Below are 26,319 nucleotides of genomic sequence, written 5' to 3' on the forward strand. Positions count from 1 at the left end.
GGCATGGGCAATAATCCTGGATTCGTCTTTTCCCGGACGCTGACGTAGACTGACGCGTCGGCTCTCGTGCATCCGTATGCCTGTAAAAGGGTCCGGACCTGTCGCAGGTGTTTCACCTGCGAACGACAGCCGCCAAAAGGTAGCCGATTCGAAGGGCGAAGCGTGGCCAAGAAGCAAGGTGCCATCGAAATCGAGGGCACCGTGATCGAGTCCCTCCCGAACGCGATGTTCAAGGTGGAGCTTCAGAACGGTCACAAGGTCCTCGCGCACATCAGCGGCAAGATGCGGATGCACTACATCCGTATCCTCCCGGATGACCGGGTCGTGGTGGAGCTTTCTCCGTACGACCTGACGCGTGGGCGGATCGTCTACCGCTACAAGTAGATCTTGTCGGCACCCCGCTCCCGTGGGGTGACGGCACTGACCCGGAGAACCTCACATCCCATGAAGGTCAAGCCGAGCGTCAAGAAGATCTGCGACAAGTGCAAGGTGATCCGCCGCCACGGCCGGGTCATGGTCATCTGCGACAACCTGCGCCACAAGCAGCGCCAGGGCTGACGCACGCCGACCACCTGCATTTCGCAGTTCGCGCGACGCAAGCACCACACGTTCATACGCAGTCACCCGACCCCCCGCACCAGCGGCGTGGGGACGACACCCCCGGCTCGGAGGCCGGGGACCCGGCTCGTAATTCTGCAGAGTCTTACGGGAACGGTGCTGCGGAAGACCTCCGAATAGCCATCAGGAGCCACATCAATGGCACGCCTCGCAGGCGTTGATCTCCCGCGCGAAAAGCGTGTGGAGGTCGCCCTCACCTACGTCTTCGGTATCGGGCGGACGCTCTCGCAGCAGACCCTCGCTGCCACCGGCGTGAACCCGAACACCCGGGTCCGCGACCTTGCCGAGGAAGACCTCGTCAAGATCCGCGAGTACGTCGACAACAACCTCAAGACCGAGGGTGACCTCCGTCGCGAGATCCAGGCCGACATCCGCCGCAAGGTCGAGATCGGCTGCTACCAGGGTCTGCGTCACCGTCGCGGTCTGCCGGTGCACGGTCAGCGCACCAGCACGAACGCCCGTACCCGCAAGGGTCCGCGTCGCGCGATCGCCGGCAAGAAGAAGCCGGGCAAGAAGTAGTCCTCAGCAGGACGCTCACCAGCGGTCTTCGCTGTAGGACCGACCACCTCCACGGGAGAAATTCATGCCTCCGAAGGGCCGTACGGCCGGCGCCAAGAAGGTGCGCCGCAAGGAGAAGAAGAACGTCGCCCACGGGCACGCTCACATCAAGAGCACGTTCAACAACACGATCGTCTCGATCACCGACCCGACCGGGAACGTGATCTCTTGGGCCTCGGCCGGCCACGTCGGCTTCAAGGGCTCGCGCAAGTCCACCCCCTTCGCCGCGCAGATGGCCGCCGAGTCGGCCGCCCGCCGCGCGCAGGAGCACGGCATGCGCAAGGTCGACGTCTTCGTCAAGGGTCCCGGCTCCGGCCGTGAGACCGCGATCCGCTCCCTCCAGGCCACCGGCCTCGAGGTCGGCTCGATCCAGGACGTCACCCCCACCCCGCACAACGGATGCCGCCCGCCCAAGCGTCGCCGCGTCTGACCCACTGAAGTAGGAGACAACTAGACAATGGCGCGTTACACCGGGGCCGACTGCAAGCGTTGCCGTCGGGAGAAGCAGAAGCTCTTCCTCAAGGGGAGCAAGTGCGAGAGCGCGAAGTGCCCGATCGAGATCCGTCCTTACCCCCCGGGTGAGCACGGTCGCGGGCGCACCAAGGACAGCGAGTACCTGCTCCAGCTTCGTGAGAAGCAGAAGTGCAGCCGCATCTACGGTGTCCTTGAGAAGCAGTTCGTGAACTACTACAAGGAAGCGAACCAGAAGACCGGCAAGACCGGTGAGAACCTTCTGCGCATCCTTGAGACCCGCCTCGACAACGTGGTCTACCGGGCCGGCTTCGCCAAGTCCCGCGACCACGCCCGTCAGCTGGTCCGTCACGGACACATCAACGTGAACGGCCGCAAGACCGACATCCCGTCGGCCCGCGTCGCCGTGAACGACATCATCGAGGTCCGCGAGGGCTCTCGGAACCTGACCCCCTTCGAGGTGGCCAAGGCCGAGGCCGGCGAGAAGACCGTTCCGGCGTGGCTGGAGTCGATCCCCTCGCAGCTGCGGATCCTCGTGCACAGCCTGCCCGAGCGCCAGGTGATCGACACCCAGGTGCAGGAGCAGCTGATCGTCGAGCTTTACTCGAAGTAAGGCTCGTCGGCTCCCGATCACGTCGGGGGCCGGTGGGTGTGGGCGGTACGGAGCTCCGGCGCCGTACCGCCCGTACCCTTGTCAGTACAGCGGGCGTCAAATAGCGGGCGCCCACGACTGAAGGACCGAAAACATGCTGATTGCTCAGCGTCCCTCGTTGACCGAAGAGGTCGTCGACGAATACCGCTCCCGGTTCGTGATCGAGCCGCTGGAGCCGGGCTTCGGCTACACCCTCGGCAACTCCCTGCGTCGTACGCTCCTCTCCTCGATCCCGGGTGCGGCGGTCACGTCCATCCGCATCGACGGCGTTCTGCACGAGTTCACCACCGTGCCGGGCGTCAAGGAGGACGTCACCGACCTCATCCTCAACATCAAGCAGCTGGTCGTCTCCTCGGAGCACGACGAGCCGGTCGTGATGTACCTGCGCAAGCAGGGCCCGGGCCTGGTGACCGCCGCGGACATCGCGCCGCCGGCCGGTGTCGAGGTGCACAACCCGGACCTGGTCCTCGCCACGCTCAACGGCAAGGGCAAGCTGGAGATGGAGCTGACCGTCGAGCGCGGTCGCGGCTACGTCTCCGCCGTGCAGAACAAGCAGGTGGGCCAGGAGATCGGCCGGATCCCGGTCGACTCCATCTACTCGCCGGTGCTCAAGGTCACGTACAAGGTCGAGGCGACCCGTGTCGAGCAGCGCACCGACTTCGACAAGCTGATCGTCGACGTCGAGACCAAGCAGGCCATGCGCCCGCGCGACGCCATGGCGTCCGCCGGTAAGACCCTGGTCGAGCTGTTCGGCCTGGCCCGCGAGCTGAACATCGACGCCGAGGGCATCGACATGGGCCCGTCCCCCACGGACGCCGCCCTGGCCGCCGACCTGGCGCTGCCGATCGAGGAGCTGGAGCTCACCGTCCGCTCCTACAACTGCCTCAAGCGCGAGGGCATCCACTCCGTGGGTGAGCTCGTCGCCCGCTCCGAGGCGGACCTGCTCGACATCCGCAACTTCGGTGCGAAGTCGATCGACGAGGTCAAGGCGAAGCTGGCCGGCATGGGCCTGGCGCTCAAGGACAGCCCGCCCGGATTCGACCCGACCGCCGCTGCCGACGCCTTCGGCGCCGACGACGACGCGGACGCCGGGTTCGTGGAGACCGAGCAGTACTGAGTTCGACCGGCAGGGGTCCGGGAGCGAATCCCGGGCCCCCGCCGTGTGCATCTTCCGCGGGGCGGCCGCCTCGTGGGAACTGACACCGGTACCTGATACGGCCGGTGCAGCAATGAAGGAGATACACCATGCCGAAGCCCGCCAAGGGTGCCCGTCTGGGCGGCAGCGCTGCACACGAGCGTCTGATGCTGCGCAACCTGGCCACCGCTCTCTTCGAGCACGGCCGCATCACCACGACCGAGGCCAAGGCCCGTCGTCTGCGTCCGTACGCGGAGCGCCTGGTGACCAAGGCGAAGAAGGGCGACCTTCACAACCGCCGCCAGGTCATGCAGCTGATCTCGGACAAGAGCGTCGTGCACACGCTCTTCACGGAGATCGCGCCGCGGTTCGAGGAGCGTCCGGGTGGCTACACCCGTATCACCAAGATCGGCAACCGTCGTGGCGACAACGCCCCGATGGCCGTCATCGAGCTGGTCGAGGGCGAGATCGCCAAGAAGGCGACCGTCGCCGAGGCCGAGGCCGCTGCCAAGCGCGCGGTGAAGGAAGCCGATGAGGCTGCGGCGACCGAGGCTCCGGCCGAGGCGCCCGCCGAGGAGTCCAAGGACGCCTGAGGTTGACCTCGTGTGAGCGGGTCCGTCCGAGAGGGCGGGCCCGCTTTCGCGTCTTTCCCGAGGGATCTGCCCGACCCGAGGGATCTGCCCCGAGAGGATCTCCCCGTGAGTGACGAAGTACAGCCCGGACACGTCCGGGTCCGCCTCGACCTGTCGTACGACGGCTCCGCCTTCCACGGCTGGGCCAAGCAGGCCGGCGGCCGGCGCACCGTGCAGTCCGAGATCGAGGACGCCCTGCGCACCGTGACGCGGTCGGGGGACACCACGTACGAGCTGACGGTGGCCGGGCGGACGGACGCCGGGGTGCACGCGCGGGGCCAGGTGGCGCACGTCGACCTGCCGGCGGAGCTGTGGGCGGAGCACCGGGAGAAGCTGCTGAAGCGGCTCGCCGGGCGGCTGCCCAAGGACGTACGGATCTGGCGCCTCGGCGAGGCCCCGGAGGGCTTCAACGCGCGTTTCTCGGCGATCTGGCGGCGCTACGCCTACCGCGTCACCGACCACCCCGGCGGCGTCGACCCGCTGCTGCGCGGGCACGTCCTGTGGCACGACTGGCCGCTCGACGTGGACGCCATGAACGAGGCGGCCCGGCGGCTGCTCGGGGAGCACGACTTCGCGGCGTACTGCAAGAAGCGCGAGGGCGCGACGACCATCCGCACGCTCCAGGAGCTGAGCCTGGTACGGGGCGAGGACGGGATCATCACGGCCACGGTGCGGGCCGACGCCTTCTGCCACAACATGGTGCGTTCGCTGATCGGGGCGCTGCTGTTCGTGGGCGACGGGCACCGGCCGCCGGACTGGCCCGGGAAGGTGCTCGCGGCCGGCATACGGGACTCGGCCGTGCATGTGGTCCGGCCGCACGGGTTGACGCTCGAAGAGGTCGGGTATCCGGCGGACGGGCTGCTGGCGGCCCGCAACAAGGAGGCCCGGAACAAGCGGGCGCTGCCGGCGGGCGGCTGCTGCTGAGCCACCCGCCGGGGAGTCGCGCACCGGGGAGCCGGCCGCCGGGGAGCCGGCGGCCGGCATACGGGCCGGGTCAGGTCAGGAGGACCGGCCGGCCTTCTTCTGGGCTTCCTTCAGCTGGCGCTCGGCGGCCTTGGCGGCCTGGTCCTTGCCGCGCTGGGTGATCTGGGCGAACGCGTACGAGCCGCCGTCCCGGGCGATCTGCCTGGCCTTGGTCTCCGAGGTGACGACGTCCTTGCCGTTGAGGTACCCGGCGATCGTGAAGTAGGCGTAGCGGCCGGTGGCGTTGGTGGCCATCCGGCACTTGTGGCCCTGGCAGAAGTCCGAGGGGACGCCTCCGCCGGGCAGCGGCATGAGGTTGGTCCGGTTCTCGTTCATGACCTTGCTGGCCTTGGCGGGCGAGTCGAAGACCGCGATGCCGATGGTGACCGCCACGCCGCCCTTGGCGTAGGTGGCGCGCAGCAGCTGCCGGCAGCCGTTGTGGGACAGCGAGGAGACCAGCGGGCCCTGGGCGGCGGCGGTGCAGTCCTTGGTCGAGGCGGTGCTGGTGCGCGGGTAGCTGTGCTCGCCGATGACCATGGTCTTCTGCGGGAAGAGCGTGGCCGGGGTGAGCGGCGCGGTGTCCTTCTTGGGGTCGGAGATGTAGTCCTGCGGGTTGGGCGGCGGCGGTACCGAGACGTCCGGGAAGGACGGCTTGTCGTCCGGGGCCGCGGCCTGGCCGGACGAGGCGGGGGCGGCGGTCGGGCTGCCGCCGGGGGAGTCGCTGCCGCCGGTCATCACGGCCGCGGCGACGATGCCGGCCACCGCGACGGTCGCCAACGCGCCGCCGCCGATCCACATCCACCGTTTGCGGCGGGACTGCGCCTCGCTCTCCGCGGCGAGCGCGTCCCAGTCCGGCGTGGACGAGAAAGATCCCCCGGGGCCGTCGAACGGCCCGCCTTGCCCAAAACTCATGGCGCGCATCCTAATGCGGTTGGTGGAACGCTTATAGGCCGGTCACAATCCCGCCATGGGACATCTGGAGGCCGGACACCTGGAGTACTACCTGCCGGACGGGCGGGTCCTGCTGGGGGACGTGTCCTTCCGGGTGGCGGAGGGCGCGACGGTCGCGCTGGTGGGGGCGAACGGCGCGGGCAAGACGACGCTGCTGCGGCTGCTCGCCGGGGAGCTGGCGCCGCACGGCGGATCGGTGACGGTCAGCGGCGGGCTGGGCGTGATGCCGCAGTTCGTCGGCTCGGTGCGGGACGACCGTACGGTGCGGGACCTGCTGGTGTCGGTGGCCCGGCCGCGGATCCGGGAGGCGGCCGAGGCGGTGGACGCCGCGGAGCTGGCGCTCATGACCGAGGACGACGAGGCCGCGCAGATGGCGTACGCGCAGGCGCTGAGCGACTGGGCCGAGGCGCGCGGCTACGAGGCCGAGACGGTCTGGGACATGTGCACCACGGCCGCGCTCGGCGTCCCGTACGAGAAGGCGCAGTGGCGTCAGGTGCGCACGCTCAGCGGCGGTGAGCAGAAGCGGCTGGTGCTGGAGTCGCTGCTGCGCGGCACGGACGAGGTGCTGCTGCTGGACGAGCCGGACAACTATCTGGACGTGCCGGGCAAGCGCTGGCTGGAGGAGCAGCTGCGGGCGACCCGCAAGACGGTCCTCTTCGTCTCCCACGACCGCGAACTCCTCGCCCGCGCCGCCGAGAAGATCATCAGCGTCGAGCCGGGCCCGGCGGGCTCGGACGTCTGGGTGCACGGCGGCGGCTTCGGTACGTACCACGAGGCGCGCCGGGAACGGTTCGCCCGCTTCGAGGAGCTGCGGCGGCGCTGGGACGAGAAGCACGCCCAGCTGAAGAAGCTGGTGGTCACCTTGCGGCAGGCGGCCGCGGTGAGCCATGAGATGGCCTCGCGCTATGCGGCGGCGCAGACCCGGCTGCGGAAGTTCGAGGAGGCCGGGCCGCCGCCGGAGCCCCCGCGGGAGCAGGACATCACGATGCGGCTGCGCGGCGGCCGCACCGGCGTCCGGGCGGTGACCTGCGAGGACCTGGAGCTGACCGGCCTGATGAAGCCGTTCTCGCTGGAGATCTTCTACGGCGAGCGGGTCGCGGTGCTGGGCTCCAACGGCTCCGGCAAGTCGCACTTCCTGCGCCTGCTGGCCGGAGCCACCGACGATCCGGTGGCCCACACCGGCACCTGGAAACTGGGTGCCCGCGTCGTCCCCGGCCACTTCGCCCAGACCCACGCCCACCCCGAACTGCTGGGCCGCACCCTCCTCGACATCCTCTGGACCGAACACGCCAAGGACAAGGGCCGGGCGATGTCGGCCCTGCGCCGCTACGAGCTGGAGAAGCAGGCCGAGCAGCCCTTCGACCGCCTCTCCGGCGGCCAGCAGGCCCGCTTCCAGATCCTCCTCCTGGAGCTGTCGGGCACCACGGCCCTGCTCCTGGACGAGCCGACCGACAACCTGGATCTGGAGTCCGCCGAGGCGCTCCAGGAGGGTCTGGAGGCGTACGAGGGGACGGTGGTGGCGGTCACGCATGATCGCTGGTTCGCCCGTTCCTTCGACCGGTTCCTGGTGTTCGGGTCGGACGGTGTGGTGCGGGAGACGGGGGAGCCGGTGTGGGACGAGCGGAGGGTGGAGCGGGAGCGGTAGGGGGAAGCGGTAGGGGCGGGAGAGAGGGGTGGGGGAGGGGGCTTGGGAAGGTGGTTCGGGGGGCGTTTTGACCGCGCTGGGGACGGCCCGGTATTCTGCTGGTTCGTTATGCGTATTGGCTTGCTCTATCTCACGTGAGGGGCCCTTACGCCGGTCCACCGGACCGATCACCAGAGGCGGACGACCGGGTTGCGTCACCCGTAGTGCCGCCATGCTGCGTGATCGATCGTGGTGACCAGTACAGGACCCACCCCCGAGTCCTCACGGCCCGGGGGTCCCATCACTGAAGAAGCGAAGGCTACGACCGTGCGTACGTTCAGCCCCAAGCCCGGCGATGTCCAGCGCCAGTGGCACATCATTGACGCGCAGGACGTTGTCCTGGGCCGTCTGGCCAGCCAGGCCGCGTCCCTCCTGCGGGGTAAGCACAAGCCGGTGTATGCACCCCACGTTGACACCGGTGACTTCGTCATCATCATCAACGCCGACAAGGTGCACCTGTCCGGCAACAAGAAGACCCAGAAGCTGGCCTACCGTCACTCCGGTTTCCCGGGTGGTCTGCGCTCCGTCCGTTACGACGAGCTGCTCGCCAAGAACCCCGAGAAGGCCGTCGAGAAGGCCATCAAGGGCATGCTCCCCAAGAACACCCTCGGCCGTCAGATGCTCTCGAAGCTGAAGGTCTACGCGGGCGCCGAGCACCCGCACGCTGCGCAGCAGCCGGTGCCGTTCGAGATCACCCAGGTCGCGCAGTAAGTCCGGCCACCCCCTAAGACGACAGAGAATTCTTAAGGAGCATCGTGGCTGAGACCACCCCCGAGACCCCGCTGGACGAGGTCGAGGAGTACACCACCGAGACCGAGGTCGTGGAGTCGGAGTACACCTCCGAGTCCCTCGCGTCCCGCTTCGGCGACCCGCAGCCGGCCGCCGGCCTGGGCCGTCGCAAGAACGCCATCGCCCGCGTCCGGATCGTTCCGGGCTCCGGCCAGTGGAAGATCAACGGCCGCACCCTTGAGGGCTACTTCCCGAACAAGGTGCACCAGCAGGAAGTCAACGAGCCCTTCAAGGTGCTCGAGCTCGACAACCGCTACGACGTCATCGCCCGCATCTCCGGCGGCGGCATCTCCGGCCAGGCCGGTGCGCTGCGCCTGGGCGTGGCCCGTGCGCTGAACGAGGCGGACATCGAGAACAACCGCCCCGCGCTGAAGAAGGCCGGGTTCCTCAAGCGTGACGACCGTGCGGTCGAGCGCAAGAAGGCCGGTCTGAAGAAGGCCCGCAAGGCGCCGCAGTACAGCAAGCGCTAATCGCGCGCTGCAGCATGCAGCTCGTGGCGTACGCCCCGGTGGCACTTCCCGTGCTGCCGGGGCGTTCGGCTATCCGGGACCGGGCGGCGTAGATCCCCGTCCAGGGGCGTATACCTGGACGTGACGCTCTGGTCCAAGCTCAGAAACTCGGAGGACACCAGTGGGACGACTCTTCGGCACGGACGGTGTGCGCGGCGTCGCCAATGCGGACCTGACGGCGGAGCTGGCGCTCGGTCTGTCGGTCGCTGCGGCGCATGTGCTTGCGGAAGCGGGCACATTCGAGGGTCACCGGCCGGTGGCCGTGGTCGGGCGGGATCCGCGGGCGTCGGGGGAGTTCCTGGAGGCGGCGGTGGTGGCCGGGCTGGCCAGCGCCGGGGTGGACGTGCTGCGGGTGGGCGTGCTGCCGACCCCGGCGGTGGCGTACCTGACCGGCTCGCTGGGCGCGGACCTGGGCGTGATGCTCTCCGCCAGCCACAACCCGATGCCCGACAACGGCATCAAGTTCTTCGCCCGCGGCGGCCACAAGCTCGCCGACGAGCTGGAGGACCGGATCGAGGAGACCTACCGCGCGCACAGCTCCGGCGAGCCGTGGGAGCGGCCGACCGGCGGCGGCGTGGGCCGGGTCACCGTCTACGACGAGGGCTTCGACAATTACGTCGCGCACCTGGTCGGCGTCCTGCCGAACCGCCTGGACGGGCTGAAGGTCGTCATCGACGGTGCGCACGGCGCGGCGGCGCGGGTCTCGCCCGAGGCGTTCGCCCGGGCCGGCGCCGAGGTCATCACCCTCGGTACCGACCCCGACGGCCTGAACATCAACGACGGCTGCGGCTCCACCCACCTCGGGCAGCTGCGCGCGGCCGTCGTCGAGCACGGCGCCGACCTCGGTGTCGCCCACGACGGGGACGCCGACCGCTGCCTGGCCGTGGACCGCGAGGGCAACGAGGTCGACGGGGACCAGATCCTGTCCGTCCTGGCGCTCGGCATGCGGGAGGCCGGTGCGCTGCGGAAGAACACCGTGGTCGCCACCGTCATGTCCAACCTGGGCTTCAAGCTGGCCATGGAGCGCGAGGGCATCGACCTCGTACAGACCGCGGTCGGCGACCGGTACGTCCTGGAGGAGATGAAGGCGCACGGCTTCGCGCTGGGCGGCGAGCAGTCCGGGCACGTCATCGTGCTGGACCACGCCACCACCGGCGACGGCACGCTGACCGGGCTGATGCTGGCGGCCCGGGTCGCGGCGACCGGCCGTCCGCTCGGGGAGCTGGCGCGCGTCATGGAGCGGCTGCCGCAGGTCCTGGTCAACGTCCCCGACGTCGACAGGTCGCGGGTGGCCACCTCGCCCGAGCTGACCCAGGCGGTCGCCGAGGCCGAGCGGGAGCTGGGCACCACCGGGCGGGTGCTGCTGCGGCCGTCCGGGACCGAGCCGCTGGTCCGGGTGATGGTGGAGGCCGCGGACGAGGAGCAGGCGCGGGCGGTGGCCGGCCGGCTCGCGGACGTGGTCAAGTCCGCGCTGGGATAGCCGACTTGACGGGATGAGCCCTCGGGCCCCGCCCGCCGGACGCGTCGAAAGTGGCGCGGCAGGCCCGGGCGGGGCCCGTGTCGTGCCGGGCCCGTGTCGTGCCGGGCCCGTGTCGTGCCGGGCCCGTGTCGTGCCGGGCCCGTGTCGTGCCGGGCCCGCGCCGGCCCGGACGGCCCGGCCCCTACAGCTTGCGCAGCGACAGCCGCTGCACCTTGTGGTCCGGCCCCTTGCGCAGCACCAGACTGGCCCGGCCGCGGGTGGGGGCCACGTTCTGCTGCAGATTGGGCCGGTTGATGGTGCGCCACATCAGGCGGGCGTAGTCCAGGGCCTCCTCCTCGGAGACCTGGGTGTACTTGCGGAAGTACGAGAACGGGTTCTGGAAGGCGGTCTCGCGCAGCTTGCGGAACCGGCCGAGGTACCACTGCTCGATGTCCTCGGTGCGGGCGTCCACGTACACGGAGAAGTCGAAGAAGTCGGCCAGGCCGAGGCGGGTGCGCCCGTCCTTGCCGGGCAGCGCGGGCTGCAGGACGTTGAGCCCCTCGACGATGAGGATGTCGGGGCGGTGCACGGTGAGCCGCTCGCCGGGCACGATGTCGTAGATCAGGTGCGAGTAGACCGGGGCGGTGACCTCCGCCCTGCCGGACTTCACATCCGCGACGAAACGGGTCAGCGCACGGCGGTCGTAGGACTCCGGGAAGCCCTTGCGGGACATCAGACCGCGCCGGTGCAGCTCGGCGTTGGGGAACAGGAACCCGTCGGTGGTGACCAGTTCGACGCGCGGGTGCTCCGGCCAGCGGGCGAGCAGCGCCTGCAGCAGCCGGGCGGTGGTCGACTTGCCGACCGCGACGCTGCCGGCGACCCCTATGACGAACGGGGTGCCGGGCTGCGAGCCGTGGCCGTCGCCGGCGTCGCCCAGGAAGGTGTTCAGGGCGCCGCGCAGATTGCTGGTCGCACCGACGTAGAGGTTGAGCAGCCGGGACAGCGGGAGGTAGACGTCGCGGACCTCGTCCAGGTCGATGACGTCGCCCAGGCCGCGCAGCCGCTCCACCTCTTCGGCGGTCAGCGGCAGCGGGGTCTTCTCCCGAAGGGCGCTCCACTGGGCGCGCGTCAGATCGACGTAGGGGGAGCTGTCGGCGCGGCGGCGCGCGGGCGGATCGGTCGTCAGGGCCACGCGCCCATTGTGCGCAGCTGTCACACGCCGTTCATGCCGGGGTGTCACACGCCACCCCGGGCCGGCATGTGGCCTTCGCCACCTGCGGCTCTGTACCGGACGGAAATCGCCCGGTACGGTCGGCGCGGGGGCGGCCCGCAATCCGGGCCGCGAAGAAGACACAGGGGGTGGCTGTGCGCACGCGCAAGCCAGCACTGCCGGGACTGCGGTACCGGCGCAGGAAGAACGGACCGGACGGCACCGCGACGGATCTCTTCGTCGCCCGGGTGCACGCCGAACTCGCCGAGGAACTCCCCGACGAGGACCTGGGCGAGGACCTCGCCGACTTCCTGGAACGGTACGAGCCGGCCAACGGGCCCGGTGCGGACGTGGAGGCCGACGAGGAGTTCCTGGAGACGGTGCGGGAGGCGCACCACCGGATAGCGCGCGGGTATTGAGCGGGCCGCGTCGTAGGCTGCCCCCATGTGCGGAATCGTGGGATACGTGGGCGGGCAGAGCGCCCTGGACATCGTCCTGGCCGGGCTGAGGCGGCTGGAGTACCGCGGCTACGACTCGGCGGGTGTCGCCGTGCTGGCCGACGGCGGACTGGCCGCGGCCAAGAAGGCCGGCAAACTCGCCAACCTGGAGAAGGAGCTGGCGGACCGTCCGCTGCCGGCCGGCTCCACCGCCATCGGGCACACCCGGTGGGCCACCCACGGCGGGCCCACCGACGAGAACGCCCACCCGCACCTGGACAACGCCGGACGGGTCTCGGTGGTGCACAACGGCATCATCGAGAACTTCGCCGCGCTGCGCACCGAACTCACCGAACGCGGCCACACCTTGACGTCCGAGACGGACACCGAGGTCGTGGCCCATCTGCTCGCCGAGTGCTACTCCTCGTGCGGTGAGCTGGCCGAGGCGATGCGGCAGGTGTGCCGGCGTCTGGAGGGCGCGTTCACGCTGGTCGCGGTGCACGCCGACGAGCCCGACGTGGTCGTCGGCGCGCGCCGCAACTCCCCGCTGGTGGTGGGCGTCGGCGAGGGCGAGGCGTTCCTCGCCTCGGACGTCGCGGCGTTCATCGCGCACACCCGCGAGGCGATCGAGCTGGGCCAGGACCAGGTCGTCGAGGCCCGCCGGGAGGGCGTGACGGTCACCGACTTCGACGGGGCGCCGGCGGACGTCCGCGCGTACCACGTCGACTGGGACGCCTCGGCCGCCGAGAAGGGCGGCTACGACTACTTCATGCTCAAGGAGATCGCCGAGCAGCCCAAGGCCGTCGCGGACACCCTGCTGGGCCGGATCGACGGTTCGGGGGTGCTGTCCCTGGACGAGGTGCGGATCCCGCCGGAGGTGCTGCGCGAGGTCGACAAGGTCGTCATCGTCGCGTGCGGGACGGCGTACCACGCCGGCATGATCGCCAAGTACGCGATCGAGCACTGGACCCGGATCCCCTGCGAGACCGAGCTGGCCAGCGAGTTCCGCTACCGCGACCCGATCCTGGACCGGCGCACGCTGGTGATCGCGATCAGCCAGTCCGGCGAGACCATGGACACCCTGATGGCCCTCCGGCACGCCCGCGAACAGGGCGCGAAGGTGCTGGCCATCTGCAACACCAACGGCTCGACGATCCCCCGGGAGTCGGACGCGGTGCTGTACACGCACGCCGGTCCCGAGGTCGCGGTGGCGTCCACGAAGGCGTTCTTGACCCAGCTGGTCGCCTGCTACCTGGTCGCGCTGTACGTCGCGCAGGTACGGGGCACGAAGTGGGGCGACGAGATCCGGGCGGTGGTGCGCGAACTGGCCGCCATCGGCACGCAGGTCGAGCAGGTGCTCGGCACGATGGAGCCGGTACGGGAACTGGCCCGCAGCCTCGCCGACAAGAACACCGTGCTGTTCCTCGGCCGGCACGTGGGCTACCCGGTGGCGCTGGAGGGCGCGCTCAAGCTCAAGGAGCTGGCGTACATGCACGCCGAGGGGTTCGCCGCCGGTGAGCTCAAGCACGGCCCGATCGCGCTGATCGAGGACGATCTGCCGGTCGTCGTCGTGGTGCCGTCGCCGCGCGGCCGGTCCGTGCTGCACGACAAGATCGTCTCCAACATCCAGGAGATCCGGGCCCGCGGCGCCCGCACGATCGTGATCGCCGAGGAGGGCGACGAGGCCGTGGTGCCCTACGCCGACCACCTCGTACGCATTCCGCACACGCCGGTGCTGCTGCAGCCGCTGGTGTCCACCGTCCCGCTGCAGGTCTTCGCCTGCGAACTGGCCACCGCCCGCGGCAACGAGGTCGACCAGCCGCGCAACCTCGCCAAGTCGGTGACGGTGGAGTGATCATCGGGGTGGGGATCGACGTCGCCGAGATCGACCGGTTCGCCGCGGCCCTGGACCGCACGCCCGAGCTGGCCGGCCGGCTGTTCGTCGCGTCGGAACTGCTGCTGCCGAGCGGGGAGCGGCGCGGCACGGCGTCGCTCGCGGCCCGGTTCGCCGCGAAGGAGGCGGTGGCCAAGGCGCTGGGCGCACCGGGCGGGCTGCACTGGACCGACGCCGAGGTGTACGTCGAGGAGAGCGGGCAGCCGCGGCTGCGGGTGCGCGGCACGGTCGAGGCCTGCGCGGCCCGGCTGGGTGTGCGGTCGTGGCACCTCTCGCTGAGCCATGACGCGGGGGTCGCTTCGGCCGTGGTGATCGCCGAGGGGTGACACTGGGGCCATGAGGACTGCCTACAGCGTGTCGACCGTGCGGGCCGCCGAGCGGGAACTGATGGCCCGTCTGCCGGAAGGGGCCCTGATGCAGCGGGCGGCGGCCGGACTGGCCGCCGCCTGCCGGGAGTTGCTGGGCCGGGTCTACGGGAGCCGGGTCGTGCTGCTGGTGGGCAGCGGCGACAACGGCGGGGACGCGCTGTACGCCGGGGCCCGGCTGGCCCGGCGCGGCGCCGGTGTGCTGGCCGTGCTGCTCTCGCCGGACCGGGTCCACCGGGGCGGTCTCGGCGCGCTGCGGGCGGCCGGCGGCCGGGTGTCGGACGACGCGCTGCGGGACCTCGCCCGGTGCGATCTGGTCGTGGACGGGATCGTGGGCATCGGCGGCCGCGGCGGACTCCGGCCGGACGCCGCCGAACTCGCCCGCGCCGCCTGGGAGTCGGCGCCCGTCGTGGCGGTCGATCTGCCCAGCGGGGTGGACGCGGACAGCGGCGAGGTGCCCGGCGAGGCGGTACGGGCCGATGCGACGGTGACGTTCGGAGCGTACAAGCCGGGTCTGCTGATCGATCCGGCCCGGGAGCGGGCGGGGGCGCTGCGGCTGGTGGACATCGGCCTGACGCTGCCCGAGGAGGCCGAGTTCGAGGCGCTGCAGCACGCGGACGTGGCGGAACTGCTGCCGCGCCCGGCGGCGGAGAGCGACAAGTACCGGCGGGGTGTGGTCGGCGTGGTCGCCGGGTCGGCGCGCTATCCGGGGGCGGCGGTGCTGGCGGTGGCCGGTGCGCTGCGCGGCGGCGCGGGGGCCGTCCGGTACGTCGGGCCGGCCGCGGACGCGGTGCTGGCCCGCTTCCCCGAGACGCTGGTGCACGCCGGGCCGCCGCACCGGGCCGGCCGGGTGCAGTCCTGGGTGATCGGCCCCGGCATCGGTGACGAATCGGACGCCCTGGAGGACGTGCTGGCCGCCGACGTGCCGATCCTGGTGGACGCCGACGGGCTGCGCTTCCTGACGCCGGAACGGGTCCGGGCACGCACCGCCGAGACGCTGCTGACGCCGCACGCCGGCGAGGCGGCGGCGCTGCTGGGCCGGGCCCGTGACGAGGTCGAGGCGGAACGGCTCGCGTCCGTACGGGAGCTGGCGGCGCGCTATGCCGCGACGGTGCTGCTGAAGGGCTCGACCACGCTGGTCGCGCAGGAGAGCGGCCCGGTGCGGGTGAACCCCACGGGCACCGGCTGGCTGGCCACGGCCGGCAGCGGAGACGTCCTGTCGGGGGTCACCGGCTCGCTCCTCGCCGCCGGCCTGCCGGCCCGCGACGCGGCGTCCGTCGGCGCGTACCTCCACGGCCTGGCGGCCCGCCGGGCGGCCGGCCCCGAGGGCGCCCCCATCCTGGCCACGGAGGTCGCGGACCATCTGGGTGCGTCCTGGCGGGATGTGACGGGCTGACAGATCTCCTGCCGCGGGGGCCGACATCGGGAATACCTTGCCGCGCCGCAGCGTTGTGGCCCCAGCAGGGGGCGCTCGTCACCCTTACGGGATCTGTTCGCCCGCCCCCTAGGGGCCACACCGCCCGCCCCCCCAGGGCCCACACCGCCCGCCCTCCAGGGCCCAAGCCGCCCCCGTCCAGCCCCCACCCCCAGGGCCCAAGCCCCCCACCCCCGCCCCGCGTTACGCCCCGCCACCCACCCCGGCCGCCCATCCCGCCGCACCCCGGCCGAGCCGCCGGAGGACGCCCCGGCCGCCCGTCCCCGCGTCCCGTCCCCGCGTCCCGCCCTCGCCGCCCCCGTTACGCCCCGCGAGGGAATGCCGCGGGCAGCAGGGCGAACCTCGTGGCCCGGTGGGCGGGAGGGCGGTCCGGCCACGGCATGCGTGAGGGCATGAAACGCACGCTTGTGGCGCTGCTGGCCGGCGCCTCGCTGTTCCCGCTCGCCGGGCCGCCCGCGGTGGCCGTCGCCCCGTCAGCCGCTCGGTACGCGCTTCCCGCTCGGTCCGCGACCCCCGCCCGGTACGCACCGTCCGCCGGGTACACGATCCCCGCCCGGCCCGCGGCCCACGATCTCGTCCCCGGGATCCCGCGCGGTCCGCAACGGCCGGCGCCCGGGGGGCGGCAGGTGCACATCGAGTACGTTCCCCGGTCCGACGCGGGGCGGGGCGGCGGGGCGGCGCGCTGCACCCGCTCCGCCGGGCCGTTCCAGCGGCAGGCCGAGCGCTATCTGCGGCGGAAGCCGGACGGGCGGCAGAGCACGGGGGACTGCCGGGCGATCCGGCGGTTCCAGCGGGCGCACCGGATCGCCCCGGCGACCGGTTACGCGGGGCCGGTCACCGGCGCCGTGGTGCGGCTGCTACGGGCCGGCAAGGACCCCAACCGGGCCGGTCATTGCCCGGTCCGCGCGGAGCGCACCGCGTGTGTCGACCTGGACCGGCAGTTGATGTGGGTGCAGCAGGCCGGACGGGTGGTCTTCGATGTGGTGCCGATCCGTTCCGGCCAGCCGACGATGGAGACCCGAACCGGGACGTACCGGATCTATCTGCGGCGCAGGTTCCACGTTTCGAACCTGTACCACACGCCGATGCCGTTCGCACAGTTCTTCGACCGCGGGGAGGCGTTCCACGGCGTCGAGGACGACATCTACGAGGGGCCCGGCTCGCACGGGTGCATCAATCTGACCTGGTCGGACGCGCGCAACCTCTGGTACGTGCTCAAGAAGGGCGACCTCGTGTACGTCTGGGGGCGGAAACCCAGCGGGTGAGCACGGTTTCCGTGCCGGTCCCCCGGGGCGCCGCGCGATCGCCTGCGACACTGAGGGGGATGAACGAGACAGCGAAGCGCGCCCGTGCCGTCGTCGACCTCGCCGCCGTGCGGGCGAACGTCCGTGCCCTGCGGGACCGCGCCCCCGGGGCAGAGCTGATGGCCGTGGTCAAGTCCGACGGCTACGGACACGGCGCGGTGCCGTGTGCCCGGGCGGCCCGGGCGGCCGGCGCGGCCTGGCTGGGCACCGCGCTCCCCGAGGAGGCGTTCGCCCTGCGCGCGGCCGGAGACACCGGGCGGCTGATGTGCTGGCTGTGGACGCCGGGTGGGCCCTGGCGGCGAGCGGTGGAGCAGGACATCGATGTCTCGGTGAGCGGCCTGTGGGCGCTGCGCGAGGTGACCGACGCGGCGCGGGCGGCCGGCCGTACCGCCCGGGTCCAGCTCAAGATCGACACCGGGCTCGGCCGCAGTGGCTGCCAGCCCGCCGACTGGCCGGAGCTGACCGCCGCGGCCCGCGCCGCCGAGGTCACCGGCGCGCTGCGGGTCACCGGCGTCTGGTCGCACTTCGCCTGCGCCGACGAGCCCGGCCACCCCTCGATCGCCGCCCAGCTCGACGTCTTCCACCAGGCGCTGCGGACGGCGGAGTCGGCCGGGCTGCGTCCCGAGGTGCGGCACATCGCCAACACCCCGGCGACGCTCACCCTCCCCGAAGCCCACTTCGACCTGGTCCGTGCCGGTATCGGCATCTACGGAGTCTCGCCCAGCCCCGAACTCGGCGCCCCCGAGGACTTCGGGCTGCGGCCCGCGATGACCCTGGAGGCCGCGCTGGCCTCGGTCAAGCGGGTGCCGGGCGGCCACGGCGTCTCGTACGGGCACCGCTACATCACCCCCGGCGAGACGACGCTCGCGCTGGTCCCGCTCGGTTACGCCGACGGCATCCCGCGGCACGCCTCCGGCACCGGCCCGGTACTGGTCGCCGGGAAGTGGCGGACCATCGCCGGGCGGGTCGCGATGGACCAGTTCGTCGTCGACCTCGGCGGCGACAGCGCCGAGGAGGGCGATCTCGCGGTGCTCTTCGGCCCCGGCGACCGCGGCGAACCGACCGCGGAGGACTGGGGCCGGGCGGCCGGAACCATCGGGTACGAAATCGTCACCCGGATCGGAAGCCGCGTCCCGCGCGTCTACGTGGACAGTGACATAAACGGCCGGGTGGTCGGGGCAGACGGGGAAGAAGAGGCACCAGAGGCAGAGCACGAAGAGACCGGAACGGAAGCCGGAACAGAGATCCGCACCCACACCGCACCGAAGACCGCAACAAGCACCGCAACGCACACCGCAACCAACACCGAAGCGACCGTCCCGACCACCACCGCGACAGCCGGAACGGCCGATGGAGACACCGCGCTCACGGGGGGTACGGCATGACCGACGGCACTGAAGGCGCCGCGCAGGCGGTCGAGACGGCCGCCGAGGTGGCGGCCGAGGCCGCGAACAACTGGGCCAAGGCGGGCCGCCACGCGGGCATCGCCGGTGCCGCGATCGGCGTGGTCGCGGCCGGGGCGGCGGCCGGCGTGGCCATAGAGCGGCTGACGGTCGGCCGCGGGATGCGCCGCCGGGCCCGGCTCGCCCTGGACGCGGCCGGCCCGTACGGCACGCTGCGCGGTACGCCCGGAGCGGCGATCGCCGAGGACGGCACGGAGCTGTACTTCGAGGTCGACGAGGTGGGTATGGAGCCCGCCCGCCTGGAGAAGGGCGACCGCCGGGGCGGCAAACACGGCCGCAACGACCCCTCGGCGAGGCCGGTCCGCGGCAAGCAGGCCCGTGCCGCCCAGGAGGCCCAGGGCGGGCTGCGCAAGCGGCTGACGGCGGCGCTGGGCCGTCGCCCGTCGGCCGCCCCGACGGTCGTCTTCAGCCACGGTTACTGCCTGAACCAGGACTCCTGGCACTTCCAGCGGGCCGCGCTGCGCGGCAGCGTGCGCACCGTCCACTGGGACCAGCGCAGCCACGGCCGCTCGGCACGCGGCCACGGCCAGATCGAGGGCACCGAGAACGTCACCATCGACCTGCTCGGCCGGGATCTGAAGGCGGTGCTGGACGCGGCGGTGCCGGAGGGGCCGATCGTGCTGGTCGGGCACTCGATGGGCGGGATGACGGTGATGGCGCTGGCCGACCAGTTCCCCGAGTACGTCGCGGAGCGGGTGATCGGCGTGGCCCTGATCGGCACGTCCGCGGGCCGGCTCAGCGAGGTCACCTACGGGCTGCCGTCGATGGGCATGAAGGCGTTCCACTGGCTCGCGCCGAACGTGCTCAAGGCGCTGGGCTGGCAGCCCGACCTGGTCGAACGCGGCCGGCGGGCCACCGCCGATCTGTTCGCCGGGCTGGTCAAGCGGTATTCGTTCGGCACTCCGGAGGACGTGGATCCGGGCATCGCGCGGTTCGGTGAGCGGCTGATCGAGGGCACGCCGATCGATGTGGTCGCCGAGTTCTTCCCGGCGTTCGCGGTGCACGACAAGACCGAGGCGCTGGTGGCGTACGACGCGGTGCCCGCGCTGGTGCTCGCCGGCGAGAACGACCTGATCACCCCCGCCGACCACAGCCGCACGATCGCGGAGGTGCTGCCGGACGCGGGGCTGGTGTGCGTGCCCGGCGCCGGCCACCTGGTGATGCTGGAGCGGCCCGAGCTGGTCAACGAGCATCTGGTGGCCCTGGTGGAACGCGCGACCGCGGCGGCCCGCAGCTCGGGGCACGCACGGGCGTGAGGGCCCCGGTCAAGGGTGGCGGTCGGGCGGGGCGCGGTCTGCCGGCGCGTGGCGGTGTCGATCAGGGTTGGCGGCGGGGGCAGGGGCAGGCCGTACCATTTGCGGCATGAGCACCACCGCCCCTGTTGCGCATGTCACCGTCAAGTCCCCCGATCAGATGCAGGAGTTGGGCCGCAGACTGGCCCCGCTGCTGCGCCCCGGCGACCTGGTGCTGCTCACCGGTGAGCTGGGCGCCGGCAAGACCACGCTGACCCGTGGGCTGGGCGAGGGCCTGGGCGTACGCGGCGCCGTGACCTCGCCCACGTTCGTCATCGCCCGGGTGCACCCGTCCCTGACCGGCGGCCCCGCGCTGGTGCACGTCGACGCCTACCGGCTCGGCGGCGGGTTGGACGAGATGGAGGACCTGGACCTGGACGTCTCGCTGCCGCAGTCGGTGGTGGTCGTCGAGTGGGGCGAGGGCAAGGTCGAGGAGCTCTCCGAGGACCGGCTGCATGTGGTCATCGGGCGGGCCGTGGGCGCTGACGCCCCGGGCGGCGTCGACGGGCACCCGGAGGACGACGTGGACGACGTCCGCGAGGTGACGGTCAGCGGTTTCGGCCCGCGCTGGGCGGGCGCCGGCCTGGCCGACCTGGGGATCTGACCCGATCGACGACTCGGCCGACCGTCCGGCCGACCGTCGGGCCGACCGTCCGGCTGGCAACCCGGCTGCCCCGACCGGGTCGGTGTGCCCCGTGGGCGGGCGGAGATCCGGCCGTGGGTCCCGTAGTTTCCGACAAGCCGTCGGTAAGATGTTGCGTAGCCGGTGCCGCGCGTGGTCACATGGGATGTGACCCCAGTTAGGTCAGCCTAAGTAACGAGCTCGCCGAGCTCGGAGGCGGGTCTAGCTTCTGTCGCTTGCCCCAGGAGCCCCGGGAGGCGTCCATGCCGGCCCACCAGCACGATGCGCGCGAGACGCCGACGATGACCGAACTGCTGGCGGCGTGCGCCGCGGCCAACGCCGTTTCCACACCCCCCGACGCCTCCGAGGAATCCCGGAAGGAACGCCCGGAATCCCGTAAGGGCCGGCCGGCGGAACGGCCCGCGGGCGCCGCGGACGAGTCACCGGCGGACGACGAGGACACCCCGGCGTCCACTCCCGGCCGCTCCGCGGCGTAGTCCGTACGGGCTAAGAAAACCCCGGCGCGGCCGCAGGTGCCGGGCCGCCCCCAAGGGCGTCTTCCTGTTCCTAGGGAAGACCCCTAGGACACCACCACGACCTTGGTGCCGTGGAGTGCGAAATCCCACATCGCCTTGCCGTCGGCCCGGGACTCCCGGATGCCGCCGGTCTTCTTCTTGGCGGCGGGGTCGGGCTTGGAGCCGTCGACGGCCGCGCTGAAGCCGATCGGAACGCCGCCGACGCCGCCGAACAGCACCACGTGCTCGATCGCGACCCCGTCCGAGCCGGTGATGCTCACCGACCGCGAGGTCACCGCGTACGTGCCGGCCGGCGGGCTCACCGTGCTGGGCGCGACCTGGTACGTCCGCAGCGCCTTGCCGTTCGCGCCGACCAGCCAGACCCGCTTGGCGGCGAGCGAGTACACCACGCGCTTGCCGGTGCCGGACGCCGCCGGGACCGGTGCCGGAGCAGGCGCCCGGTGCTTCTTGCCGGAGCCGTCCTCGTGGCCCTTGGCGCTGCCGTGCTGACCCTTACGGGCCGGGGCGAGCGAGTCCGGGGCGGAGGCCGCGGCCTGGTAGCCGAGCACCCCGACCACGACCACGGCGGCCGTGGTCAGCGCGGTGACGATCGTGCTGCTCTTAGCGGGCACCGCTGTGCCACCTTTCCGTACGGGCCTGGACCACGGGCCGACGGTAGCACCGCGACGGGCACCACCGGCCGCGCCGTAGTCTTGAGAGGTGCTGCTGCTAGCTCTTGACACCGCCACCCCCGCCGTCACCGTCGCGCTCCACGACGGAGAGCGGGTCCTCGCCGAGTCCCGCCAGGTGGACGCGCGCCGGCACGGCGAGCTGTTGCTGCCCGCCGTCGACCGGGTGCTGGCCGAGGCCGGCCGCAAGCTCGACGAGGTCAGCGCCATCGTGGCCGGGGTGGGCCCCGGGCCGTACACCGGTCTGCGGGTCGGCCTGGTGACCGCCGCCACGTTCGGCGCGGCGCTCGACGTCCCCGTCCACGGCCTGTGCACGCTCGACGGCCTGGCCCACGCCTCCGGCCTGACCGAGCCGTTCGTCGTGGCCACCGACGCCCGCCGCAAAGAGGTCTACTGGGCCCGCTACGAAGACTCCCGTACGCGCCTGACCGAGCCCGCCGTGGACCGTCCCGCCGACATCGCCGACCAGGTGGCCGGCGTCCCGGCCGTGGGCGCGGGCGCGCTGCTCTACGACTCCGTCTTCACCGGCGTACGGCGCGACGCCCCCGAGCACCAGTCCGCCGGCGCGCTCGCCGAACTGGCCGCCGCCAAGCTGGCCGCGGGCGAGGAACTGCTGCCGCCGCGGCCGCTGTACCTGCGCCGCCCGGACGCCCAGGTGCCCGCCAACTACAAGGTGGTCACACCGAAGTGAGCGCCCGCCCGTCGCCCGACCACGGCCCCTCAACGGCACCGCTGCGCGGCGGCACCCCTCAACCCGCCGAACTGCGCGAGATGCGCTGGTGGGACATAGCCCCGGTGCTGGAGCTGGAGCGCCGGCTGTTCCCCGAGGACGCCTGGTCGCGCGGCATGTTCTGGTCCGAGCTGGCGCACGCCCGCGGCCCGCGGGCCACCCGCCGCTACGTGGTCGCCGAACTCGCGGGCCGGCTGGTCGGCTACGCCGGACTGGCCGCCGTCGACGGCACCGGCGACATCCAGACCATCGCCGCCGACCGCGACCAGTGGGGCACCGGCCTCGGCGCCCGGCTGCTGACCGAACTCCTCGGCGCCGCAACGGACTTCGAATGCCACGAGGTGCTGCTGGAGGTGCGCGTCGACAACCTCCGCGCCCAGCGCCTCTACGAACGCTTCGGCTTCGAGCCGATCGGATTCCGGCGCGGCTACTACCAGCCCGGCAACATCGACGCCCTGGTGATGCGCCGCACCACCCAGACCTCCTCCGAAGCACCCTCCGTACAAGGAACCTGACAACCATGGCTGACTCACGCGGCGGACCGCTCGTCCTCGGCATCGAGACCTCCTGCGACGAGACCGGTGTCGGCATCGTCCGCGGCCACACCCTCCTCGCCGACGCGGTCGCCTCCAGCGTCGACGAACACGCCCGCTTCGGCGGCGTGGTGCCGGAGGTGGCCTCCCGCGCCCATCTGGAGGCGATGGTCCCCACCATCCAGCGCGCCCTGAAGGAGGCCGGGGTCGCGGCGAGCGACCTGGACGGCATCGCGGTCACCGCGGGTCCGGGCCTGGCCGGCGCCCTGCTGGTCGGCGTCTCGGCCGCCAAGGCGTACGCCTACGCGCTCGGCAAGCCGCTCTACGGGGTCAACCACCTCGCCTCGCACATCTGCGTCGACCAGCTCGAACACGGCCCGCTGCCGGAGCCGACGATGGCCCTGCTGGTCTCCGGCGGCCACTCCTCGCTGCTGCTGGCCCCGGACATCACCTCCGATGTGCGCCCGCTGGGTTCGACCATCGACGACGCGGCCGGCGAGGCGTTCGACAAGATCGCCCGGGTGCTGAACCTCGGCTTCCCGGGCGGCCCGGTCATCGACCGCTATGCCCGCGAGGGCGACCCGGACGCGATCCGCTTCCCGCGCGGGCTGACCGGCCCCCGCGACCCCGCCTACGACTTCTCCTTCTCCGGCCTGAAGACGGCGGTGGCCCGCTGGATCGAGGCCAAGCGGGCGGCCGGCGAGGAGGTGCCGGTGGCGGACGTCTCGGCGTCCTTCCAGGAGGCCGTGGTGGACGTGCTGACCCGTAAGGCCGTACGCGCCTGCAAGGACAACGGCGTCGAGCACCTGATGATCGGCGGCGGCGTCGCGGCCAACTCCCGGCTGCGGGCGATGGCCGAGCGCCGCTGTGAGGACGCCGGGATCACGCTGCGGGTGCCGCGGCCCAAGCTGTGCACCGACAACGGTGCGATGGTCGCGGCCCTCGGCGCCGAGATGGTGGCGCGCGGCCGCGCGGCCTCCGCCTGGGACCTGTCCGCGGACTCCTCGCTCCCGGTCACCGAACCGCACGTCCCGGCACAGACGCCCGAGGACGACGGCCACCACGGTCACGACCATGATCATGGCCACGGCCACAGCCACGGCCACGACCACAGCCACGATCACGTCCACGAGCTGAGCAAGCAGAACCTCTACCAGTAATCGCTTCCTGTCATCCCTGCTCGTCATCCCTGCTCGTCCTCTCCACCCGTACGCTCCACCCGTGACAGGGCGTCGGTCCGGAATGTCTGCCTCCGGACCGCCGACATCTGAGGATCGGTGACAACCGCCGCCTCCCCGGACCCCACGGCTGGCGCGAGGTCTTACCCTGGTGCAGCACCGGGCGCGTGGGGAGGCGGCAGGCTGTGGACTGGTTCTGGTGGGTGTTCATCTTCTTCATGGCGGGCGGCTTCGCGAAGGTCGCGGACACCGCCCGTACGGCGCTGCGCACCCGCCACGAGCGCAAGATGGAGCGGCTGGAATCCGTCCGCCAGGAACGGCAGGCGCTGGAGGCCGCCCAGAAGCCGCCGGAGCCGGTGTGCGGCTGTACCCACCACCTCGCGAAGCATGACAAAAAGGGCAAGTGTCATGAGCGGGTGGAGATCCCGGTCGCCTGGGACGCCGACCACAAGCCGGTCCAGTACGAGGCCGGGCAGTGCACCTGCCAGCAGTACGTCGGCCCGCAGCCGCTCTCCCAGATCTACGCCGAGGACCTCACCGACCTGGCCTGACGACCCGTCAGGCCTCGTCCGCCGGCTGCCCCAGCAGCATCGTCGGCGCCCCCGCGACCCGGGTGAGGAAGATCGTGCAGGAATTGCCGCCGCCGCCCAGCTTCAGCTTCTTGCGCAGCTCCTCCGGCTCCACCGCGGAACCCCGCTTCTTGATCACCGCGATGCCGACCCCCCGCTCCCGCAGCAGCGCCTTGAGCCGCTTGACGTGGAACGGCAGCACGTCGGTGATCGCATAGGCGGTGGCGAAGGGGGTCGGGCGCAGCGCGTCGGCGGTGACGTACGCGATCGTCGGGTCGATCAGGCGCCCGTCGAGAGCTGCGGCGACCTCCGCGACGAGGTGGGCGCGGATGACGGCGCCGTCCGGCTCGTACAGGTAGCGGCCCACCGGCCCCGCCTCCGGGTCCGGCAACCCCGCACCGAGCAACGAGTCCCCACCGGGCAACAGCGTGGCCCGACGCCCACCGGCCACCGGCCCCTCGCTCCCGCCGGGCACCGGCCCTTCGCTCCCGCCGGGCCGGGCGAACCACACCACCGCCTCCTTCACCTCGCCCCCGTACGAGATCCACTCCGTCTCGGCGTCCTCGGGCAGTGCCTCGTGCGGTACGCCGGGAGCGATCTTCAGGGCCGCGATCGGGGCGGTACGGGCCGCCTCGACGGCCCACGACAGCGGCGGCGAGTACGCCTCGGGATCGAAGATCCGGCCCCCGCGCGTCTTGGTGCGGCGCGCCGGGTCGACGAACACCGCGTCGTACCCGGCGGTGTCCACCTCCGTCACGTCCGCGCAGCGCACCTCGATCAGCTCCGCGACCCCCAGCGCCTCGGCGTTCGCCCGCGCCGCCGCGCAGGCCAGCGGGTCCCGGTCGACCGCCAGCACCCGGATCCCGGCCCGCGCCAGGGCCAGCGCGTCACCGCCGATCCCGCAGCACAGATCGGCCACCGTCCGCACCCCGAGCCCGGCCAGCCGCGCCGCGCGGTGCGCGGCGACCGCGGCGCGGGTGGACTGCTCGACCCCGTTCGGCGTGAAGTACATCCGCTGCGCATCGTCCCCGAACTTCGCCACCGCCCGCTGCCGGAGCCGCGCCTGGGTGAGCGCGGCGGAAACCAGGGCCGCGGCATGCGTACGCCGCAACCGGGTGGCTGCCGCCAGCTCGTCGGCGGGGTCGTGGTCCCGCAGCTCCTGAAGCAGTGCTTGCCCTTCCGGGCCGAGGAGGGCGACGAAGGTGTCGAGGTCGTTCACGGAGTCATTGTCGCCCCACGTACTCGGCTGTCCCGCCGTTGGGGTTGTTCGCCGTTGCGCCTGGCGGCGGGCGTGGTGTTTTTGGGTGCGGTGCCGGCCCTCCAGACTTCGTCCTCCGGCCCAGCCCCTCCCGTTGGTGGGGGGAGAGGCCGGTGGGGGCGGGCGTTGTCGTTCGGCGGTGACTTGCGTCGTGCGGTGTCTCGCGACGCCCGGTGTCGGGAATACCGCCCCGGCGCGCCGAGTTGAGGCCCGCAAGGGGTGCCCGTATCCCTTACGGGATCTGTTCGCCCCCGCCCTAAGGGACCTCCGACGCCCACCCCCACCGCCCTTAACTTCCCCCCAACGGGAGGGGACGGGCCGGAGGGGCCTTGTTCGTGGACGTAAAGCGAAGCACTGCCAGGAAAATTCCCCGGGGGTCCCTAACCCCGCCCCACAAAAACCCC

General features: G+C 72.0%; 29 protein-coding genes. 25 read left to right on the forward strand and 4 right to left on the reverse strand.

The features are described 5' to 3' along the window. Nucleotides 1-162 precede the first annotated feature (162 nt). The 8 genes from infA to truA all read left to right on the forward strand — a co-directional run bounded on the left by infA (nt 163) and on the right by truA (nt 4,990). Nucleotides 163-384 (forward strand): translation initiation factor IF-1, encoded by a 222-nt coding sequence (gene infA, locus ACFV1J_RS22070; protein ID WP_003956442.1) that lies wholly within the window; start codon nt 163-165, stop codon nt 382-384. A 60-nt stretch (nt 385-444) separates the two neighbouring features. Then, the gene (gene rpmJ / locus ACFV1J_RS22075) at nt 445-558 is read left to right on the forward strand and encodes a 50S ribosomal protein L36 (protein ID WP_003956441.1); all 114 of its coding nucleotides are present in this window, start codon (nt 445-447) and stop codon (nt 556-558) included. 198 nt (nt 559-756) lie between these two features. Beyond that, nucleotides 757-1,137 carry a 30S ribosomal protein S13 gene (gene rpsM / locus ACFV1J_RS22080; RefSeq protein WP_018090888.1) on the forward strand — a complete coding sequence of 127 codons (381 nt, stop codon included), beginning with the start codon at nt 757-759 and terminating at the stop codon, nt 1,135-1,137. 64 nt (nt 1,138-1,201) lie between these two features. Further along, nucleotides 1,202-1,606 carry a 30S ribosomal protein S11 gene (gene rpsK, locus ACFV1J_RS22085; protein WP_004571845.1) on the forward strand — a complete coding sequence of 135 codons (405 nt, stop codon included), beginning with the start codon at nt 1,202-1,204 and terminating at the stop codon, nt 1,604-1,606. Nucleotides 1,607-1,633: 27 nt separating this feature from the next. Beyond that, on the forward strand, nt 1,634-2,260 hold the full coding sequence (gene rpsD / locus ACFV1J_RS22090; RefSeq protein WP_385860583.1) for a 30S ribosomal protein S4: 627 nt from the start codon (nt 1,634-1,636) through the stop codon (nt 2,258-2,260). Nucleotides 2,261-2,393: 133 nt separating this feature from the next. After that, entirely contained in the window at nt 2,394-3,416 is a 1,023-nt protein-coding gene (locus ACFV1J_RS22095) for a DNA-directed RNA polymerase subunit alpha (RefSeq protein ID WP_003956430.1), read from the forward strand. A gap of 128 nt (nt 3,417-3,544) precedes the next feature. Next, a complete protein-coding gene (rplQ, locus tag ACFV1J_RS22100; RefSeq protein ID WP_385860584.1) occupies nt 3,545-4,027 on the forward strand; it encodes a 50S ribosomal protein L17 in 483 nt (160 codons plus the stop codon). Between the two features lie 105 nt (nt 4,028-4,132). Beyond that, the gene (truA, locus tag ACFV1J_RS22105; RefSeq protein WP_385860585.1) at nt 4,133-4,990 is read left to right on the forward strand and encodes a tRNA pseudouridine(38-40) synthase TruA; all 858 of its coding nucleotides are present in this window, start codon (nt 4,133-4,135) and stop codon (nt 4,988-4,990) included. A 75-nt stretch (nt 4,991-5,065) separates the two neighbouring features. Here truA and ACFV1J_RS22110 read toward each other — a convergent pair whose 3' ends face one another. Then, nucleotides 5,066-5,941 carry a hypothetical protein gene (locus ACFV1J_RS22110; protein WP_385860586.1) on the reverse strand — a complete coding sequence of 292 codons (876 nt, stop codon included), beginning with the start codon at nt 5,939-5,941 and terminating at the stop codon, nt 5,066-5,068. A 55-nt stretch (nt 5,942-5,996) separates the two neighbouring features. Here ACFV1J_RS22110 and ACFV1J_RS22115 point away from each other — a divergent pair, with 55 nt between their 5' ends. The 4 genes from ACFV1J_RS22115 (at nt 5,997) to glmM (ending at nt 10,442) form a co-directional block, all read left to right on the forward strand. Further along, nucleotides 5,997-7,625, forward strand: coding sequence for an ABC-F family ATP-binding cassette domain-containing protein (locus ACFV1J_RS22115; RefSeq protein WP_385860587.1), 1,629 nt, complete (start codon nt 5,997-5,999; stop codon nt 7,623-7,625). Between the two features lie 306 nt (nt 7,626-7,931). Continuing rightward, on the forward strand, nt 7,932-8,375 hold the full coding sequence (gene rplM, locus ACFV1J_RS22120) for a 50S ribosomal protein L13 (protein ID WP_385860588.1): 444 nt from the start codon (nt 7,932-7,934) through the stop codon (nt 8,373-8,375). 44 nt (nt 8,376-8,419) lie between these two features. Beyond that, nucleotides 8,420-8,923 (forward strand): 30S ribosomal protein S9, encoded by a 504-nt coding sequence (rpsI, locus tag ACFV1J_RS22125; protein ID WP_265362232.1) that lies wholly within the window; start codon nt 8,420-8,422, stop codon nt 8,921-8,923. A gap of 160 nt (nt 8,924-9,083) precedes the next feature. Beyond that, nucleotides 9,084-10,442, forward strand: coding sequence for a phosphoglucosamine mutase (gene glmM, locus ACFV1J_RS22130; protein ID WP_385860589.1), 1,359 nt, complete (start codon nt 9,084-9,086; stop codon nt 10,440-10,442). Nucleotides 10,443-10,623: 181 nt separating this feature from the next. On the opposite strand, the gene coaA is transcribed toward glmM, so the two are convergent. Then, entirely contained in the window at nt 10,624-11,613 is a 990-nt protein-coding gene (gene coaA, locus ACFV1J_RS22135) for a type I pantothenate kinase (protein ID WP_385860590.1), read from the reverse strand. Nucleotides 11,614-11,780: 167 nt separating this feature from the next. Between coaA and ACFV1J_RS22140 the strand changes: the two genes are divergently transcribed. The 9 genes from ACFV1J_RS22140 to ACFV1J_RS22180 all read left to right on the forward strand — a co-directional run bounded on the left by ACFV1J_RS22140 (nt 11,781) and on the right by ACFV1J_RS22180 (nt 20,940). Beyond that, nucleotides 11,781-12,050, forward strand: coding sequence for a hypothetical protein (locus ACFV1J_RS22140; protein ID WP_385860591.1), 270 nt, complete (start codon nt 11,781-11,783; stop codon nt 12,048-12,050). 25 nt (nt 12,051-12,075) lie between these two features. Beyond that, complete coding sequence (gene glmS / locus ACFV1J_RS22145) at nt 12,076-13,923, forward strand: glutamine--fructose-6-phosphate transaminase (isomerizing) (RefSeq protein ID WP_385860592.1); 1,848 nt, start codon at nt 12,076-12,078, stop codon at nt 13,921-13,923. Next, nucleotides 13,920-14,288 (forward strand): holo-ACP synthase, encoded by a 369-nt coding sequence (locus tag ACFV1J_RS22150; RefSeq protein ID WP_385860593.1) that lies wholly within the window; start codon nt 13,920-13,922, stop codon nt 14,286-14,288. The genes glmS and ACFV1J_RS22150 overlap by 4 nt, the downstream gene beginning before the upstream one ends. A gap of 10 nt (nt 14,289-14,298) precedes the next feature. Next, nucleotides 14,299-15,723: an NAD(P)H-hydrate dehydratase gene (locus ACFV1J_RS22155; protein WP_385860594.1), complete on the forward strand. Its 1,425-nt coding sequence runs from the start codon at nt 14,299-14,301 to the stop codon at nt 15,721-15,723. Between the two features lie 431 nt (nt 15,724-16,154). Continuing rightward, entirely contained in the window at nt 16,155-17,027 is an 873-nt protein-coding gene (locus tag ACFV1J_RS22160; protein WP_385860595.1) for a L,D-transpeptidase family protein, read from the forward strand. Between the two features lie 59 nt (nt 17,028-17,086). After that, nucleotides 17,087-18,451 carry an alanine racemase gene (alr, locus tag ACFV1J_RS22165; RefSeq protein WP_385860596.1) on the forward strand — a complete coding sequence of 455 codons (1,365 nt, stop codon included), beginning with the start codon at nt 17,087-17,089 and terminating at the stop codon, nt 18,449-18,451. After that, on the forward strand, nt 18,448-19,785 hold the full coding sequence (locus ACFV1J_RS22170) for an alpha/beta fold hydrolase (protein WP_385860597.1): 1,338 nt from the start codon (nt 18,448-18,450) through the stop codon (nt 19,783-19,785). The genes alr and ACFV1J_RS22170 overlap by 4 nt, the downstream gene beginning before the upstream one ends. A 106-nt stretch (nt 19,786-19,891) precedes the next feature. Then, on the forward strand, nt 19,892-20,425 hold the full coding sequence (gene tsaE / locus ACFV1J_RS22175) for a tRNA (adenosine(37)-N6)-threonylcarbamoyltransferase complex ATPase subunit type 1 TsaE (protein WP_385860598.1): 534 nt from the start codon (nt 19,892-19,894) through the stop codon (nt 20,423-20,425). Nucleotides 20,426-20,679: 254 nt separating this feature from the next. Continuing rightward, on the forward strand, nt 20,680-20,940 hold the full coding sequence (locus ACFV1J_RS22180; protein ID WP_385860599.1) for a hypothetical protein: 261 nt from the start codon (nt 20,680-20,682) through the stop codon (nt 20,938-20,940). Nucleotides 20,941-21,023: 83 nt separating this feature from the next. Here ACFV1J_RS22180 and ACFV1J_RS22185 read toward each other — a convergent pair whose 3' ends face one another. After that, nucleotides 21,024-21,590 carry a hypothetical protein gene (locus ACFV1J_RS22185; RefSeq protein WP_385860600.1) on the reverse strand — a complete coding sequence of 189 codons (567 nt, stop codon included), beginning with the start codon at nt 21,588-21,590 and terminating at the stop codon, nt 21,024-21,026. 88 nt (nt 21,591-21,678) lie between these two features. Here ACFV1J_RS22185 and tsaB point away from each other — a divergent pair, with 88 nt between their 5' ends. The 4 genes from tsaB (at nt 21,679) to ACFV1J_RS22205 (ending at nt 24,639) form a co-directional block, all read left to right on the forward strand. Then, nucleotides 21,679-22,338, forward strand: coding sequence for a tRNA (adenosine(37)-N6)-threonylcarbamoyltransferase complex dimerization subunit type 1 TsaB (gene tsaB / locus ACFV1J_RS22190; protein ID WP_385860601.1), 660 nt, complete (start codon nt 21,679-21,681; stop codon nt 22,336-22,338). Between the two features lie 80 nt (nt 22,339-22,418). Continuing rightward, nucleotides 22,419-22,892 carry a ribosomal protein S18-alanine N-acetyltransferase gene (rimI, locus tag ACFV1J_RS22195; protein ID WP_385860610.1) on the forward strand — a complete coding sequence of 158 codons (474 nt, stop codon included), beginning with the start codon at nt 22,419-22,421 and terminating at the stop codon, nt 22,890-22,892. Between the two features lie 5 nt (nt 22,893-22,897). Beyond that, on the forward strand, nt 22,898-24,070 hold the full coding sequence (tsaD, locus tag ACFV1J_RS22200) for a tRNA (adenosine(37)-N6)-threonylcarbamoyltransferase complex transferase subunit TsaD (RefSeq protein ID WP_385860602.1): 1,173 nt from the start codon (nt 22,898-22,900) through the stop codon (nt 24,068-24,070). 203 nt (nt 24,071-24,273) lie between these two features. Next, nucleotides 24,274-24,639 carry a hypothetical protein gene (locus ACFV1J_RS22205; RefSeq protein WP_385860603.1) on the forward strand — a complete coding sequence of 122 codons (366 nt, stop codon included), beginning with the start codon at nt 24,274-24,276 and terminating at the stop codon, nt 24,637-24,639. 7 nt (nt 24,640-24,646) lie between these two features. Here ACFV1J_RS22205 and ACFV1J_RS22210 read toward each other — a convergent pair whose 3' ends face one another. After that, nucleotides 24,647-25,876, reverse strand: a complete 1,230-nt coding sequence (locus ACFV1J_RS22210; protein ID WP_385860604.1) for a methyltransferase domain-containing protein — start codon at nt 25,874-25,876, stop codon at nt 24,647-24,649. Between the last annotated feature and the right edge of the window lie 443 nt (nt 25,877-26,319).

Source organism: Streptomyces sp. NPDC059649 (genome assembly GCF_042734445.1).
Lineage (GTDB): Bacteria > Actinomycetota > Actinomycetes > Streptomycetales > Streptomycetaceae > Streptomyces.

Coding starts and splice junctions, on each gene's coding strand:
- rpmJ (WP_003956441.1), top strand. CDS start 445: ATGAAGGTCAAGCCGAGCGTCAAGAAGATCTGCGACAAGTGCAAGGTG.
- rpsM (WP_018090888.1), top strand. CDS start 757: ATGGCACGCCTCGCAGGCGTTGATCTCCCGCGCGAAAAGCGTGTGGAG.
- rpsK (WP_004571845.1), top strand. CDS start 1,202: ATGCCTCCGAAGGGCCGTACGGCCGGCGCCAAGAAGGTGCGCCGCAAG.
- rpsD (WP_385860583.1), top strand. CDS start 1,634: ATGGCGCGTTACACCGGGGCCGACTGCAAGCGTTGCCGTCGGGAGAAG.
- ACFV1J_RS22095 (WP_003956430.1), top strand. CDS start 2,394: ATGCTGATTGCTCAGCGTCCCTCGTTGACCGAAGAGGTCGTCGACGAA.
- rplQ (WP_385860584.1), top strand. CDS start 3,545: ATGCCGAAGCCCGCCAAGGGTGCCCGTCTGGGCGGCAGCGCTGCACAC.
- ACFV1J_RS22110 (WP_385860586.1), bottom strand. CDS start 5,941: ATGAGTTTTGGGCAAGGCGGGCCGTTCGACGGCCCCGGGGGATCTTTC.
- ACFV1J_RS22115 (WP_385860587.1), top strand. CDS start 5,997: ATGGGACATCTGGAGGCCGGACACCTGGAGTACTACCTGCCGGACGGG.
- glmS (WP_385860592.1), top strand. CDS start 12,076: ATGTGCGGAATCGTGGGATACGTGGGCGGGCAGAGCGCCCTGGACATC.
- ACFV1J_RS22155 (WP_385860594.1), top strand. CDS start 14,299: ATGAGGACTGCCTACAGCGTGTCGACCGTGCGGGCCGCCGAGCGGGAA.
- ACFV1J_RS22160 (WP_385860595.1), top strand. CDS start 16,155: ATGAAACGCACGCTTGTGGCGCTGCTGGCCGGCGCCTCGCTGTTCCCG.
- alr (WP_385860596.1), top strand. CDS start 17,087: ATGAACGAGACAGCGAAGCGCGCCCGTGCCGTCGTCGACCTCGCCGCC.
- ACFV1J_RS22170 (WP_385860597.1), top strand. CDS start 18,448: ATGACCGACGGCACTGAAGGCGCCGCGCAGGCGGTCGAGACGGCCGCC.
- tsaE (WP_385860598.1), top strand. CDS start 19,892: ATGAGCACCACCGCCCCTGTTGCGCATGTCACCGTCAAGTCCCCCGAT.
- rimI (WP_385860610.1), top strand. CDS start 22,419: ATGCGCTGGTGGGACATAGCCCCGGTGCTGGAGCTGGAGCGCCGGCTG.
- tsaD (WP_385860602.1), top strand. CDS start 22,898: ATGGCTGACTCACGCGGCGGACCGCTCGTCCTCGGCATCGAGACCTCC.